The sequence below is a fragment of the Agrobacterium sp. A3-95 genome, from assembly GCF_053521785.1.
This window is the reverse complement of the sequence record NZ_JBNWDR010000006.1, coordinates 45,297-60,790: the sequence shown is the minus strand read 5'-3', so window position 1 is coordinate 60,790 and position 15,494 is coordinate 45,297. Positions and strand designations below refer to the sequence as shown.

Annotated in this window: 13 protein-coding genes; 7 read left to right on the top strand and 6 right to left on the bottom strand. The window is 57.7% G+C overall.

The window, feature by feature from the left end:
- Positions 1-47: 47 nt before the first annotated feature.
- The 3 genes from ACQZ5Y_RS16535 to ACQZ5Y_RS16525 all read right to left on the bottom strand — a co-directional run bounded on the left by ACQZ5Y_RS16535 (position 48) and on the right by ACQZ5Y_RS16525 (position 4,385).
- A complete protein-coding gene (locus ACQZ5Y_RS16535; protein ID WP_174051482.1) occupies positions 48-2,108 on the bottom strand; it encodes a 2Fe-2S iron-sulfur cluster-binding protein in 2,061 nt (686 codons plus the stop codon).
- A gap of 54 nt (positions 2,109-2,162) precedes the next feature.
- Positions 2,163-2,774 carry a glutathione S-transferase family protein gene (locus ACQZ5Y_RS16530; RefSeq protein WP_080850331.1) on the bottom strand — a complete coding sequence of 204 codons (612 nt, stop codon included), beginning with the start codon at positions 2,772-2,774 and terminating at the stop codon, positions 2,163-2,165.
- A gap of 195 nt (positions 2,775-2,969) precedes the next feature.
- Complete coding sequence (locus ACQZ5Y_RS16525; RefSeq protein ID WP_174051484.1) at positions 2,970-4,385, bottom strand: aldehyde dehydrogenase family protein; 1,416 nt, start codon at positions 4,383-4,385, stop codon at positions 2,970-2,972.
- A 98-nt stretch (positions 4,386-4,483) separates the two neighbouring features.
- Here ACQZ5Y_RS16525 and ACQZ5Y_RS16520 point away from each other — a divergent pair, with 98 nt between their 5' ends.
- The 3 genes from ACQZ5Y_RS16520 to ACQZ5Y_RS16510 all read left to right on the top strand — a co-directional run bounded on the left by ACQZ5Y_RS16520 (position 4,484) and on the right by ACQZ5Y_RS16510 (position 8,042).
- The gene (locus tag ACQZ5Y_RS16520) at positions 4,484-5,383 is read left to right on the top strand and encodes a LysR family transcriptional regulator (protein WP_003517025.1); all 900 of its coding nucleotides are present in this window, start codon (positions 4,484-4,486) and stop codon (positions 5,381-5,383) included.
- Between the two features lie 349 nt (positions 5,384-5,732).
- Positions 5,733-7,100: an enoyl ACP reductase FabMG family protein gene (locus ACQZ5Y_RS16515; protein WP_174051486.1), complete on the top strand. Its 1,368-nt coding sequence runs from the start codon at positions 5,733-5,735 to the stop codon at positions 7,098-7,100.
- Between the two features lie 318 nt (positions 7,101-7,418).
- Positions 7,419-8,042 (top strand): pyridoxamine 5'-phosphate oxidase family protein, encoded by a 624-nt coding sequence (locus ACQZ5Y_RS16510; protein ID WP_003517021.1) that lies wholly within the window; start codon positions 7,419-7,421, stop codon positions 8,040-8,042.
- Positions 8,043-8,433: 391 nt separating this feature from the next.
- Here ACQZ5Y_RS16510 and ACQZ5Y_RS16505 read toward each other — a convergent pair whose 3' ends face one another.
- The 3 genes from ACQZ5Y_RS16505 to ACQZ5Y_RS16495 all read right to left on the bottom strand — a co-directional run bounded on the left by ACQZ5Y_RS16505 (position 8,434) and on the right by ACQZ5Y_RS16495 (position 10,535).
- Positions 8,434-8,793 carry a hypothetical protein gene (locus tag ACQZ5Y_RS16505; protein WP_336509988.1) on the bottom strand — a complete coding sequence of 120 codons (360 nt, stop codon included), beginning with the start codon at positions 8,791-8,793 and terminating at the stop codon, positions 8,434-8,436.
- Between the two features lie 94 nt (positions 8,794-8,887).
- Positions 8,888-9,511: a hypothetical protein gene (locus ACQZ5Y_RS16500; protein ID WP_174051528.1), complete on the bottom strand. Its 624-nt coding sequence runs from the start codon at positions 9,509-9,511 to the stop codon at positions 8,888-8,890.
- A gap of 295 nt (positions 9,512-9,806) precedes the next feature.
- On the bottom strand, positions 9,807-10,535 hold the full coding sequence (locus ACQZ5Y_RS16495; RefSeq protein WP_013637539.1) for a DeoR/GlpR family DNA-binding transcription regulator: 729 nt from the start codon (positions 10,533-10,535) through the stop codon (positions 9,807-9,809).
- 337 nt (positions 10,536-10,872) lie between these two features.
- Here ACQZ5Y_RS16495 and ACQZ5Y_RS16490 point away from each other — a divergent pair, with 337 nt between their 5' ends.
- The 4 genes from ACQZ5Y_RS16490 (at position 10,873) to ACQZ5Y_RS16475 (ending at position 15,494) form a co-directional block, all read left to right on the top strand.
- Positions 10,873-11,919: an autoinducer 2 ABC transporter substrate-binding protein gene (locus ACQZ5Y_RS16490; RefSeq protein WP_003517012.1), complete on the top strand. Its 1,047-nt coding sequence runs from the start codon at positions 10,873-10,875 to the stop codon at positions 11,917-11,919.
- A 71-nt stretch (positions 11,920-11,990) separates the two neighbouring features.
- Positions 11,991-13,490 (top strand): sugar ABC transporter ATP-binding protein, encoded by a 1,500-nt coding sequence (locus ACQZ5Y_RS16485; protein WP_003517010.1) that lies wholly within the window; start codon positions 11,991-11,993, stop codon positions 13,488-13,490.
- 13 nt (positions 13,491-13,503) lie between these two features.
- On the top strand, positions 13,504-14,481 hold the full coding sequence (locus tag ACQZ5Y_RS16480) for an ABC transporter permease (protein ID WP_003517007.1): 978 nt from the start codon (positions 13,504-13,506) through the stop codon (positions 14,479-14,481).
- A 14-nt stretch (positions 14,482-14,495) separates the two neighbouring features.
- Positions 14,496-15,494, top strand: coding sequence for an ABC transporter permease (locus tag ACQZ5Y_RS16475; RefSeq protein ID WP_003517006.1), 999 nt, complete (start codon positions 14,496-14,498; stop codon positions 15,492-15,494).

The following is a 15,494-nucleotide window of genomic DNA, read 5'->3' as shown; positions in this document are numbered from 1 at the left end:
GTCGAAAAGCAGGAAGGGACTGTTGCGTCAGGCGTAGTAATGTTGGTTTAGACGGCGATCTGGATGCCGCCTTCCTGGCTTGCTGGAACGGCACAGCAAAGGAGGATCTCGTCATCGTCAACCTTCGCTGTCGGCTCCTTCAGGTACGTCACAGCGCCTTTGACGAGTTTTGTTTTGCACGTACCGCAATTGCCTTCGCGGCAACTGAACTCGGGCTGAAGACCGCGTGCTTCTGCAAGTTCCAGCAGCGTTCCGGAGCCGGGTACCCAGCGGGCCTCCTTCAGCGAGTTCGTGAATATGACAGGCACCGGCTTGTCGGACGGCAGCGCACGCAAAGGGGCGGCCCTGGCATCTTTGGCCTCTACAGACCGAACCAGCGACGAGGGCCCGAACGCTTCCGCGTGGATACGATCGTCTGCAATGTTGTAGCCGCGTAAACCGTCATAGAGCGCCTGCGTAAACTGCGGCGGACCACACAGATAGAAGTCGTAGTCGTTGAACGGCAGATGCTTGGTGAGCATAGCCATGTCGATACGGCCGGCAGTATCGTAGTCGGAGCCCTCTGTGGCATCGCCGATGTCGCTGAGAACTCGCACTAACCGGACCACGCCCTTGGCCGCAGCCACGAGTTCGGCGATCTCCTTGTCGAAAGGTCGCTCGGCTTTCGTGCGGGCGGCGTGGAACAATGTGATCGGCCGGATGTGCTGTTTGCGAATTCCCTCGTAGACGACATGACGGAGCATGGCGAGCAGCGGCGTGATGCCGACACCACCGGCAACGAGCACTGCAGGGCGCGTGGCACGGGCGTCAACACCGAACCCTCCTGCGGGGGCGCGCGCCTCAATCACGTCGCCAACGGAGATGCTGTCGTGCAGAAACTGCGACACGAGCCCATCGCGTTTGACACTGATGCGGTAGATGCCATCGGACGGTGCGACAGACAGGGTGTAGGTCCTGACAACAGGCCGCTCGCTTCCCGGCAGCACCAGCCGGATCGGGAGGTGCTGCCCGGCAGCATGCGGCAGCAACCCCGCGCCGTCGCTTGGCTGGAGATGGATCGAGCGGATCGTCGTGCTTTCCTCGACGATCCTGGTGACCGTCATCGGCCGCCACGTGTCTGAAAGTCCGGTGGCACGCATCCGGTCTGCTGCCTGCGCCCAGTTCCCGGTCATCAGAGAATTCGGCGACCATCCATCCTTCTGGAATGCCCAGCGGAGTGCGAGTGCATTCGGTCTCCGGACGATCCGGGTTGGCCTGAACGTCCAGAGCCGTTCCGCGCCCTGGAAGGCCGCAATCTCGGGTGATTCCAGGATGACGTCGGCTTCGCCTGTCATCTGCAGCACATCGCCCGTCGCGAAGTCTACGAAGAGCAGACCTGCTTTCTTGTTCAGCAGAATATTCCCCAGTGTCGAGAAGAAAAGGTTTCCGTCGAAATCGGGAATTGTCAGAACGTCATCATCGCCAACGCGGACGAAGCCAGCATTCCCGCCGCGATGCGAAACGTCAACCTGGCGCCTGTCTTCGCGGTCGACATAGGAGGCAACGAAGAACGCGTCCGCAGCCGTGATCGTGGAGCGAGCAAGGTCGTCAAGCTCGGACAGGTCTTCACGCTGGTTCTGGCTTGGTTGGCCGGGTGCTCTCTCGAATTGGAAATCCCGCAATTGTATGTAGCGCGGGCAGTTGCCGAAGCTCTGATCCACATCGATCCGATAACCGTTCGCTGCGGTGGAGACAAAGCCGTTCATGCGATTGCGGCGACGCGTGTGCATCTCGATGCCGAGCAGGCCGATCGGTTTGCCGTCTGCCATTCCTTCGCTGGCGGGGTCGCTTGGCTCCAAGGTAGAGCGGATATCGAGCGTGGTCGGCGTAGGAGAGGACATGAAGCCGGGTCGGCCCTCGACAAAGGTGGCCCAGGCGTCATCGTGGCCATCCACACTGCCAAGGACGATGAACGGGAGCTGGGCATAGAAGTCCCGATGCTGATCCGGCATGAAATCGCGAACGACCCGCTGGCCGACGACCTCCATACGCTCGGCGACACCGACTTTTTCCTGGATGAACTTCTCGCCTTCGTGCCATGTCGGCAGTTTTGTCAAAGTGTCGGTCATGTCAGCTCTCCTAAGAAGGGATCGGGCACGCTTCGGCGCGCACCCGAATGCGGATCAGGCGGCAAGGCCAACCGGAGTCCCGATAAAGTCCACGAAGCCCGGGAGCGCTTCGATACGACGAAGCAGCCTGTTGACCGCAGGATAAGTGGAAAGATCCACGTTGCCTTCAGGGGCGCGGGCCACGTAGCTGTAGATTGCGACGTCGGCGATCGTCGGGCGTTCGCCTACCAGCCATTCGCGGTCGGAAAGCTGAGTTTCGAGTTTTCCAAGGACCGCATGTGCGCGACCAATGACCTCTTCCGGATTGAACTTTGCACCAAAGACGGTGACCAGGCGGGCCGCCGCCGGACCATAAGCGATCTCGCCGGCAGCTACCGACAGCCAGCGTTGGACCTCTGCGGCGCTCTTCAGGTCATCGGGAAGCCAGTCCGTCCGTCCGGTTTTCTTGGCAAGGTAGACAAGGATCGCGTTGGAATCCGATACATATTCGCCGTCGTCGTCGAGAACCGGAACCTGGCCAAACGGGTTCATCTTGAGGAAATCGGGCGTCTTGTGCGCGCCGGACATGAGGTCCACCTCAACCAGCTCATGCGGCAGGTTGATCAGTGAAAGGAACAGACGGGCCCGATGCGAGTGGCCCGATAAAGGATGATGATAGAGTTTCATTGTGCGCTCCTGCGAGTATCGTTCGGGTCAATTCCCGATCCGCACCTGCAGATTGCTATTATTACGTGGTGATGAGAACGATCGCGCTTCACACTTCATCATTACGCCAGGTGCAACAATGGCCGCCCAACAGGGTTCGCTCGACGGTATGTGGCATCAGGCCACGCAGCTAAAAAGTTGCGTGGCCTTTAAATGTCACGACAGTACGGCACGGGGTTCGAGAAAGGCCTCGAGCCCAAAGACGCCGAATTCCCGCCCGAAGCCGGATTGCTTGAATCCGCCGAATGGTGCCATTGGGTCATGCGGCGCATCGTTGATGAACACGCGACCTGCCTCGATCTGGTTTGCGACGCGTTTTGCCCGCGCGACGTCGGAAGAAAAGACGTGCGCCTGCAGGCCGTAATCGGTGTCGTTCGCGATCGTGATGGCGTCTTCCTCGTCGCGGTAGGAGATCAGCGATAGCACGGGGCCGAATATCTCCTCGCGCGCGATGCGCATGTCGTTGCGAACGCCGGTAAAGATGGTGGGCTTGACGAACCAGCCGCGCTGCAGCCCTTCCGGACGACCTTCGCCGCCTGCCAGCAGTCTGGCGCCTTCCTCCTGTCCCAGGCGAATATAGCTTTGCACGCGATCCCACTGCTTCTGGCTGACCATCGGACCAACCTGAACCTGTTCGTCGGCCGGTTCTCCCGACCTGAAGTCTTTGATCGTGTGGCTGAGCCGTTCCTCGATTTCACCGAACCTGCTTTCTGGAGCAAGAATGCGGGTTCCGGCAATGCAGGCCTGACCGCTGTTGCGGAACCCTGCCACCAGCACCTGCGGGATGGCGACCTCAAGATCGGCATCGTCCAGAATGATGCTGGGGCTTTTGCCGCCAAGTTCCATTGTGACGCGCTTCATAGTGGCCGCTGCTGCCTGAACAATGCCGCGACCTGTGGCAGTGGAACCGGTGAAGGTGATCTTGGACACGTCGCGGTGAGCAGTCAGTGCCGCACCATCGACGCCTCCATACCCGGTGACGATATTGAAAATGCCATCGGGAAGACCGGCCGCGTGCAGGCATTCAGTGATCACCTGCGTCTGCAGGGCGCTCATCTCCGAAGGTTTGATCACCATCGTTGCTCCGGCTGCAATGGCGGCGGAGAGCTTGCCGCAGATAAAACTGTAATTGCTGTTCCAGGGCGTGATCGCCACGGCAACACCCGACGGTCGCATCTCGACATCGGCGCTGCCCATGCGGCGTTGGAACTCGTAGTCCTTCAGCGTTCTTGCCATGTCGAGAAAGACGCTACCTGCGCGTGACGCTGAAAAGCCGATGAAGCCCGATGGCGCACCGTATTCTTCACGCATGGCGGATGCGAGATCGTCGGTTCGGGCGGACACCGCGGCATGCAGCCGGTTCAGCATGTCGATCCGCTCTTTTCTGGTCGTATTCGAAAAGGCTGGGAAAGCGCGTTTGGCAGCAGCAACTGCGCGGTCGGCGTCCCGGTCATCTGCGAGCCGCACGCTGCCGATCTGGTCCTCGGTTGCCGGATTGAAAAGCGGCGCCCATTGATCGCCGTGCGGCGTGACAAACGCCCCGTTGATATAAATTCGATCGATGATGTGCATGTTTCTTCTCCTGTGATGGCTTCACAGCAAAAATGGCATGCGGTAAGTGTTGCGTGTAGTAGGACAAAATCGGACAGCCTGATGAACTGGATTGCGCAATGAGGGCAAGCCTGATCGAGCTTGAAGCGGTTGCCGGTGTCGCGCGTCACGGTGGATTCCGGGCTGCCGCGCGCGAACTCGGTATGTCGTCATCGGCTTTGAGCCATGCGATCGCCGCACTTGAGGAGCGCCTTGCCGTCAGGCTTTTCAACCGCACCACGCGTAGCGTGTCCTTGTCTGCAGCCGGTGAGCAATTCCTATCTGAAATCGCACCTGCCCTGCAGACGCTCGAGAAGGCGATCGAAAATGTCGGTGAACATTCAGATCGGCCCTCCGGAAGACTCCGGCTGAATATGGCGCCGGGCGCGGCGCGCATTCTGCTGCAGCCGCTCATCCTCGAGTACAGCCGCCGATACCCGGATGTCGACATCGAGATCGTGACCGAAAACGCGCTCGTGGATGTGATCGGCAAAGGTTTCGATGCGGGCATTCGTCTCGCCGAGGCTATCTCGCCCGACATGGTGGCCGTACCGATCATTCCGAAAATGCGGTCTTTCGTCGTCGGCTCGCCGCGCTACTTCGACGGCCGTTCAAAGCTTGTCGTCCCAGCCGATCTCGCCCGGCACGTCTGTATCCAGATGCGCATGACAAGCGGGAGACTCTATCGCTGGGAGTTTGAGAAGCACGGGGAAACACACTTGATCGATGTCAGCGGCCATCTGACATTTGATGGGTCTGACCTTATTCTGGAGGCCGCTCTTGCCGGATTTGGGCTCGCCTATCTGGGTGAACATGCACTTGCGCCCCATATTGCCTCAGGCGATCTCATTCCTGTTTTGGAAGACTGGTCTCCCGAATATCCGGGACTTAGCCTTTATTTCTCGCAACGGAGACACATGCCAGCCAAGCTGCGTGCCTTCATCGAGCTGATCCGAGAGCGTTCGACTGGCGACAATTGATAACGAGGATGCCTATCTTTGTCGTAAGCCTGGTCGTTGGTGCATATTTTGTCGATACCGGTCTTCTTGCAAGCTTGCGAGAAGGCAGTCTGAACAGTCTTCGACGCGACAAGATTCGGCGTGGTGCGCCACTGGAGAGTCGCGATGTTTCCAGCGAGCTCTTTTTGGTATCGGCGCGCCGATCCCCCGGCCTCGGCATCCCCTGTATTGTAGGGCGAACAGAGACCGACTTCACGTTTTGAAATGAACGGTCACCGAAAATGAGTTCCCATTCCGTGCCAATGCGGTCATGTCTTTGCAAAACTTGTACGAGCCAGTGTTCGATGACAAACTTTAAAGAGTTGACAGCATGGAAAATCCGGTTGCATTGAATCGCCTTTCTGAAAACACGGTCTTCCGTAAAGGCGACGTTTTCGTACTCTTCGGCGAACTGTTCGGCCGCGGATACGCCACCGGCTTGCTCGACGAAGCAAGACGGGCTGGAATGGAGATTGTGGGGATCACCGTCGGGCGGCGTGACGAGAACAACACGCTGCGGCCGCTCGACGCCGATGAACTGTCTTCGGCGGAGGCCCAGCTGGGCGGCAGGATCATCAACATACCTCTTATGGCGGGTTTCGATCGCGATGCGCCCGCAGACGGGCCGACTCCCACCGATCTCCTGGCAAAAATGACGCTTGAGAGCTGGGAGCACGACAAGCTCGACTGGGACTATGTCAGGCAATGCCGCGACATTGCCAATGCGCGTTTTACGGAATCGCTTTCGAAAGTCATGACCGTTCTCGACGGTATGATCGCCGATGGCCGCAATGTTTTCTTCGCCCACACAATGGCAGGCGGCATCCCGAAGGCGAAGGTGTTCCTGGTCATCGCCAATCGGATCTACAAGGGAACCGGAACCCGCCACATGTCCTCGCAGACCCTGCTCGACAGTGACATGGGAAAACTCATCCTGCAGAATTTTGACGACGTCTCCGCAAACACCTTTCGCCATCTCATCGATTTCAGTGCGGCGATCCGCGAGCGCGTTGAAGCTTCAGGCGGTCAAGTGCGATATACGGCCTATGGTTATCACGGATCGGCGGTCCTCATCGACGGAACTTATCGTTGGCAGACCTACACCAACTACACCCAGGGTTACGCGAAGATGCGGCTCGAAGGCATTGCAGAGGAAGCCTGGGCTAAAGGGATCAAGGCAACAGTTTATAATTGCCCCGAAATCCGGACCAATTCGTCCGACGTGTTCACCGGTATCGAGCTGCCCCTGATACCGCTGCTGCTTGCGTTGAAGAAAGAAAACGGCGGCCAATGGGCAGATGAACAGTGGCAGGCCTGCCAACAGCTGCTGGTAGATGGCCTAACGATGGAAGACGTCTTCGGCAAGATCGCCGCCATGCAGGCCAGCGATGTCATGCGTCCGTTCTATGACTTTTCGGCATGGCCCATGGCAAACAGCCAGGCGCAGGCTGATCTCACCATCGGCACGTCCAACGAAATCACCCAGATGCATCGGGATAGCAAGGTGATGATCAGCGATCTGTTGAGCAGTCTCGTTGTGACGGCAACAGGGCAGCTAATCTTCGGTGAATCTTCCGAACCCTCCGGTCCAGTTCTGTGGCTCAACCATGACATTGTGGCTCGGCGACTTAACGCTTCCCACCCGCATTCGAAGTCTTCCGCGCCGCTAATGGGATCCGCGCAGCCTGAGATGGCGTGAAGGCTTCCCAGCCTGGCCTGGAGACCGGGTGCTTTAGCCATGAACGATCCAGAACCATATGGGTGGACTGGTCCCTGGTGGTAAGAAACAACTACCCCGATGCCGAGCTTTATGTTGATCGTCTCTCTCGGGCCTTGGTCGGATCGTCGCTGATCGCGGCGAGATGCGTTGGCAAGTTGCAGGCTAGGGCTGGCAGGACTAACGTCTACGCCAGATCTGAAGGATATAGCATCGCAAAAAAATCGGGCTTTCTATAAGACAACTCAGGCTGACACCGGGAGACAGCGGTGCGAGCCTGCGTTAACAGGGGATTGAGACATGCCATATCATTTCCTTGAAGTCGCCGTGACGCCAAGCGTCAGAGCCGCTCAGTCTGCCATGGGCGTGGACCAGATCTGGTTGGGTAATGATAGCCGTCCCTCCGATACCCTCACAGAAGACGAGATCGCTTTCATCGCCGCACGTGACAGCTTCTATATGGCATCAGTCTCTGAAACGGGCTGGCCCTACGTTCAACATCGTGGAGGCAATGCCGGTTTTCTCAAAGTCGTTGATCAACGAACTCTGGCCTTTGCCGATTATCGGGGCAACCGACAGTACATCAGCACCGGCAATCTGGCTGCCAATGACCGGGCCTGTCTTTTTCTGATGGATTACGCGCGAAGGGCGAGGCTTAAAATCTATGTTCATGTAGATCGGCTGACACTTGATGCCGACCCGACGCTCAACGATCTGGTATCCGACCCCACATATAAAGGCCGTGCGGAGGGGATTTTCAGGCTTCGGCTTGAGGCGTACGACTGGAACTGCCCCCAGCATATTACTCCGCGCTACACCCAACAGCAGGTCGAGCAGGCAGTCGCTCCTCTTCGTGAAAAACTGCTGCAATTAGAAACCGAAAACGCAGCCTTGCGAGCACAGTTGGGAGGACTTCAAACATGAATGAAGTTCTACGACCACCATGTCCCCTGTTCAGTGTGGTGGAGAAAGTCCTGCTTGCCGTCTGTCAGGATATCTGGCAGGCGTTCTTGGCCGCTCCTTTGAGCACGCGCAACACCTGCAGTGATCAGCCTCATGGGGTACTCACGGTCTACCGGAAATAATTGTCAGCTTTCGGGCTTTGAGTTTGCGGTGAGGCCGTCACAACGCTTCCGACCGCCTTGTGTCGATCGCGGTAATTGTGGAAGAACGGCCAAGAATGTTGGCCGAGCCGCTGCCTTGAGGCTTGTGCCAGTGCGTATCGGAGCAAGCCATCAGGCAAGCCCAAAAGTGAGAGAAAATGTTCCGTTTTTCAGTGATAGTGGCTGCGTGCTTGAGTATCAGCGGATGCGGACTAACCAAGGTACCTGATTTTGTGCATGATCGCGACGTGAGCAAGCTGGATGCAGTAGGTGTCAGCCTGGAAGCCGCAAGAGCGATGGCGACGCGAAACGGCTTCCGATGCAACCAAAGCCTTGATCGAAACCGCACTGTCGTGACCAAAGACAACGTCCAACGCAAGACCGATATCCTTGAGTGCCATAAAACCTCCTTTGACCTGGTCTGCCCGCAGCGCAGATACGTGGTTTTCAATGCCGATCCGCAGAGCGGCATAGTTTACAGCGTAGGCCGGCGTATAACCCAACATTCCTGTTTCTAAACCGATGAACTCAAAATGCTCCGGCGTTGAACCTGCCGACGAATGTTCTTTCACGGCGAAGATCGCCGCTGCAACATTGACCCTGTCGATGAAATGTCAGGCCAAGTGCTGTGATCGCGCGTGATACCAAGAGTGTTGGCATAAGTGCTTAACGAAGCAGTCCGTCCACGTCGAACTCCTCCCAGCCGCCGAGCTTCGCGGCCGGATCATCGGAAGACGTCGTTGGCCGCTTCGCAACCTTCTTCTTGAGCGACCGCGTCAGCTTCGCCTGATATGCCGCGCGCCGCCTCTTTTCGGCTTTCGCCTCTGCATCCTCCACCCGCCATTCGTCGACAACGCCACGGTCGAGAAGGTCTTCGACCACCTTGGGGTCAAAGACATGGAACGTGATCTGACGGGCGCGGCCGTTCAGTCTGACCGTTCGCGTCCCCGCGCTCGGCAGGCGACCGTCTGCAAGCCAACGATGCCGCTCGCTCGTCTTGATAGTCAGGATGTCCTCGATTTCGCGCGGGATTACCGGCAGTGCAGCGGCCTCCGTCACCACTTTTGTGACGATGGTCGCTGCTGCATTGAACGCGGTCTTTTCACTGGCCGTCATCGCCAGGGTGAGATCAACTCCTTCGAGCGAGATCGACTTTTTTGCATGAGCGGGCAGCCTTGCCTGTATTTCTTGAAGGACGCCTTTGGCGCGAACGGCCGACCCCATTGTCACGGTAGCCGGCAGGGTCCATGTTCTGATCAGTTCGATGTGATGTTTTTCATGCTTCGGCATGTCGCACAGATGGTGTTTGAGCGCGTTCAAGTCAAACAGCTAATTGATGGCACTCGTTCACTCGGCCAACTTGCTACGAGGCATGAAAGACAAGTCTGATGAACATCAGCCGATCTTTCCTCTCCCTTCGTATTGCTGAAATCTTCCACCAAGATACGCAGGAATGGTGTAGCAGCAGGGGCGTTTCTGCCGGCTTTCTGGCCAGACTGCGGTGATGTTCGCCCTCTTGGGGCGAAAGATATCGCTGAGCTCTCTCTGCCGAGGCTTATTTGGGAGCCCTCGTTGTCGGTTTGTCTCAAGCCCAGGGTGAAGGCTGGTCTGCAATAACTGAGTTGAAGTCGCCTATGGCAGCGTAGCGCGCGGCTCGCACTTTTCTGAATTTGCTGCTGTCCACCACCAGATGCTTTTGAACCGAGCGTTGCATAACCATCTGCTTGATCGGCACTTCATGAAAATGTGAGCAGGTGACGCCATGCTGTTCGTCCACGCCACCGGCAGACAAGAATGCCTTGTTGATATTGATGCGCTTCAGCACCTCGATACCCTCATCACCCGAAAACGAAGCCGCTTCCGGATGATAGACCCCCCCGAGCATGATCAGGCGGACATCGGTTCTGCTCGCCAGCTCCTCTGCAACATTGAGGGAATAGCAGATGACCGTGACATGGGCGTTTGCCGGAATTTGCCGCGCCAGATGCGGCATCGTCGTTCCGCAATCGATGAATACAGTGTCATAAGGTTCGATTAGAGCTGCCGCCTGCGTGCAGGCGCGCGCCTTGGCAGTTGCATGGCTGTCCTTCTCCTGCTCGAGCACATAGTCGCTGCTGATGGCGCCATCCTGAACCGGAATAATGTAGCCGCCAAGACAGCTAAGCCGCTGACCGTCGGCGGCAATGTCGCGGCGAATGGTAATTTCGGATACGCCAAGCCGGGACGCTGCGTCCCGCAGCCTCAGGACACCCGTTTCCTGAACCAGCCCGGCCAGCGCGTCCAACCTGGCATTGTGTGCACTTATTCTGCTCACCTTATCTCCGCTTTCGGTTTGTCCCTGCGCTTCATATTTCGGTGTTAGTTTCCTTGCAATCGTCCTCTCTACGCTTGACAGAAGAACAACAAACATGAAACGATCGAAACATAATGATCGGATTGTATCATAATAGTTCGCATTATCGGGAGAGGAAAACAACAGGTTTCTGGGTCACATCGTGGTCCATCTACCGGGGCGTGGGAAGCCTTTTCCGGGAGAATGAGGAGGCGTCGGACGCGTGAGGAGCGGATACCGGCGTTAGGGATCGACCATTGTCGGGTGCTGCGACTGGAATAGGTCCGGCACAGTGCAGTTTCAAAGGGAGGAGTTATCCGTGAACAAGATTTTCGCAACCATCGCGCTTGCTGCCACGCTTTCGGCGTCGGCTGTCTTTGCGCAGAGCGCCGTCGATACATCGAAGGTCAATAAGGAATTGATCACCGCGGCGAGTGGCAAGAAATACACCATTGCGACCGTCGTGAAGGTGGATGGCATCGCGTGGTTTGACCGCATGCGCGATGGCGTCGAGCAGTTCAAGGGCGATACCGGAAACGATGTCTGGATGGTTGGCCCAAGTCAGGCCGATGCCGCCGCCCAGGTACAGATTGTTGAAAATCTCATCGCGCAGGGCGTTGACGCCATCGCCATCGTGCCGTTCTCGGTGGAAGCGGTGGAACCGGTGCTCAAGAAAGCCCGCGATCGCGGCATTGTCGTCATCAGCCATGAGGCTTCCAATATCCAGAACGTCGATTTCGACATCGAAGCCTTCGACAACAAGGCCTATGGCGCGAACCTGATGAAGGAGCTCGGCAAATCCATGGGCGGCAAGGGCAAATATGTCGCCACCGTTGGCAGTCTGACGTCCAAGTCGCAGATGGAATGGATCGATGGCGCCGTCGAGTACCAGAAGGCCAACTTCCCGGAAATGTCGCAGGCGACCGAGCGGCTGGAAACCTATGACGACGCCAATACCGACTATACCAAACTCAAGGAAGCGATGACCGCCTATCCTGATATCACCGGTATTCTCGGCGCGCCGATGCCGACATCGGCAGGCGCGGGTCGCCTGATCGCCGAAGGCGGTCTGTCGGGCAAGGTCTTCTTCTCGGGCACGGGCCTGGTTTCCGTTGCCGGCGAATACATCAAGAACGATAACATCCAGTACATTCAGTTCTGGGATCCGGCCGTTGCCGGTTATGCCATGAACATGCTGGCTGTCGCGGTTCTCGAGAAGAAGAACGAGCAGATCAAGGCCGGCCTGAATATGGGCCTGCCCGGTTACGAAAGCCTGCTGGTTCCTGACGCCTCCAAGCCACATCTGCTCTATGGCGCAGGTTGGGTCGGCGTGACCAAAGAAAACATGGACAAGTACGACTTCTGATCCGAACCACGGAGGGAGGGGCAACCCTCTCTCCTTACACCCCGTGTTTTCCAGCCTTGCACGAGGCCATTATGACTGAAAATCTGATCGAGCTGCGCCATATCGGCAAGCGGTTTGGCGGCGTGAAGGCGCTCGACGACGTGTCGCTGAGCATTCGCCCGGGAGAAATCCATTGCCTTGCCGGTGAGAACGGTTCCGGTAAATCCACTGTCATCAAAATCATGTCCGGGGTTTACACGCCCGAGGACGGCGAGATTCTGATCGACGGGAAGCCTGTTGGCAAACTCGATCCGGTAAAATCCGTTCACCACGGTATTCAGGTGATCTATCAGGATTTTTCGCTGTTCGGTAACCTGACGGTGGCCGAAAACCTGGCGATCAATACCTTCCTGATGGAAGGCCGCAAGACGGTCGACTGGCGACAGGTTCGTCAGCTGGCTCAAAAGGCGTTGGACCGCCTCGGCGTGAGCATCGATCTTGATGCGGATGTCGAAAGCCTGCCCACGTCGGGTAAGCAGATCGTGGCGATCGCCCGCGCTCTCATGGCCGATGCGCGCCTGATCATCATGGATGAGCCGACGACGGCGCTAACGCGCCACGAGGTCGATGCCCTGTTCAAGATCGTGCGCGATATTCAGGCGCAGGGCATTGCCGTTCTCTTTGTCAGCCACAAGATGCGCGAGATGCTCGAAATCAGCGAGCGCCTGACCGTTTTCCGCAACGGCAAGAAGGTTGCCGAAGGACCGATTGCCGAATTCGACGAGCCGGCAATCACACGCGCGATGACGGGGCAGGAACTGACCGCCCACAGCTACCAGTGGGCTCCTCGGGAGGGCGCCGACATGCCGGTGCTGGAAGTGCGCAATCTCTCGGTTCCGGGTTCGGTGGAAAATGCCGACCTGACGCTGAGGCCGGGCGAAATCGTCGGTATTTCGGGCTTGATCGGTTCGGGTCGTACCGAACTTGCACTGGCGCTGTTTGGCATGCGCCCTGACTTTACAGGTTCAGTGCGCCTTGCAGGCCGCGAGGTTCACCCGAGGACCGTTCAGGAAGGTATTGCCTGCGGTGTCGCCTATGTTCCGGAGGACCGCCTGACCGAGGGGCTATTCCTGACACAATCGATCGAGCGCAATATCATTGTCACGTCGATTGAGAAATTTGTCCGCGGTCTTTTCATCAATCGTAAAAAGGCCGACGAAACGACCCGCGATATGTTCTCGGCCATGCAGATCGTGGCGCCGGGACCGCACACGCCGGTCAACCATCTGTCCGGCGGCAACGCACAGCGCGTGGTTCTGGCCCGCTGGCTGCTGACGGGCGCCAAAGTGCTGATCCTGAACGGCCCGACCGTCGGTGTCGATGTTGGTTCCAAAGCACAGATTCATAACATCATCCGCAAACTGGCCGAAAAGGAAGGCCTGTCCGTGCTGATGATTTCCGACGATGTCCCGGAACTGGTGCAGAACTGCAATCGCGTGGTGGTTATGCACCGCGGCCGTTTCGTTGACGAATTGTCCGGAGAAGGCATGACCGAAGACGCCGTTAATGACCGGCTCAAGACGCTGAATTGAGGGGCCGCAAAACATGAAATTCTTCAGAAGCACAGAGTTTATTATCGCGGGCGTCTTGCTGGCGGCCATGGTCATTATTGGTACTATCAACCCGGCATTCTGGTCGCTGGACAACATTTTCGGGCTGCTGCGTTCCAATGTCGTGATCGGCATTATGGCGCTCGGCGTCCTGCTGGTAATGATTTCCGGCGGTATTGATGTTTCGTTCACGGCCTTCGCCATTGCAGCGATGTATCTGACTGTGCGCGCCATGGTCTATCTCGGTTATGACGGCGTGCTCGTTCCCTTCGTTGCGGCAACGCTGATTGGGCTGGCTCTTGGTGCGTTCAACGGGTTCATTATCCACCGTTTTAGGATGATCCCGCTGATCGTGACGCTTGGAACCGGATCGATCGTGCGCGGTCTGGTTCTCGGCCTCGTCGGCACCAGCATCGTCAACATCAACAAGATGCCAAAGGAACTGATCGGGTTCGGCAAAACCGACGTCATCTCGCTGACGTCGGCCACGGGATCGACTTTCGGCCTGACCGCGATGTTTGTGGTCTATATGGGTCTGGCGTTGGTTATCCACCTCGTCCTCACCTACACCATGATCGGGCGCAGTGTTTATGCCTATGGCGGCTCGCCCGAAGCGGCCAAGCGCGTTGGCTTCAATACGGGAGCGACGATCTTCTTTGTCTATTGCGTTGCCGGTGCGCTGGCAGGTTTCTCAGGGCTGCTGCACTCATCGATGATCTGGCTTGCCAACCCGCGTGACTTTGTCGGTCTCGAACTCGACGTGATAGCGGCCGTGGTTCTGGGCGGGGCATCGATCTTTGGCGGACGCGGCACGGTTCTCGGCACCTTGATGGGCGTGTTCATGCTGGTGATGGTCAAAAACTCACTGATCATCATGAAGGTGGACACCACCTGGCAGCGCGTCGTTGTCGGCCTGATCATTATTGTCGCCACCGCCATCACCGCATGGCGCGATCGCAAAAGCATAGCGTAACGGGAGAGCGCATCATGAAAAATTCGTTCGACATGCGCCGGCTTCTCGGCAACGACAACAACATCCTTCAGCTCCTTGTGATCACCGTCATCGTCTTCGCGCTGATGACCTGGATGAACCCCGGCAAGTTCCTGAATTATTACAACTTCGAGTCCATCAGCTATATCATGCCCGAACTGGGGATCCTCTCCATCGCCATGATGATCGCCATGCTGACCGGCGGCATCGATCTTTCCGTGGTGGGCATTGCCAATCTGGCGGGTATCATCGCCGGCGTCTATTTCCATTCCACCATGGTTCAGGCAGGGCAATCCTCCACGTCGGGCATGGTGTTCTACACCGGTCTTGGCATCCTGCTCGCCATGGCAGTCGGCTTGCTGGCCGGTTTGGTCAACGGCCTGCTGGTCGCGAAACTGCGCATTACGCCAATCCTTGCGACGCTTGGCACAGGCCAGGTCTTGATGGGGCTGGCACTGGTGATGACCGGCGGGCCGGCAATCGTCGGTTTTCCCGATGCATGGAACTGGATCGGTAACGGTAAGATCTTCGGCATCGCGACTCCGTTCCTGCTGTTCGTCGCCGTGTGCATTATCGTGGCTATCCTGCTGACGCGCTCGACGCTTGGCATCAACCTGATGCTGATCGGGACCAATCCGCGGGCAGCGGTGTTTGCCGGTATCCGCAAAGATCGCATGATGCTGTATTCCTACATGCTGACCGGCGTTCTGGCGTCACTGGCGGGGATCATTCTGTCTGGCCGAACCAACGCAGCGAAATCCGACTACGGTGCGTCCTATCTGTTGCAGGCGGTGCTGATCGCGGTACTTGGCGGCACCAATCCCGCAGGCGGGAAGGGGCGGGTTCTTGGTATCGCCATCGCGCTGATCGCCCTCATGCTGCTTTCCTCCGGCTTCCAGATGATGCGGTTCTCCAACCACCTTATCGACTTCATCTGGGGGGCATTCCTCATTCTCGTCATCGCCATCAATGCGTGGCGCAACCCCGGCAGGTGA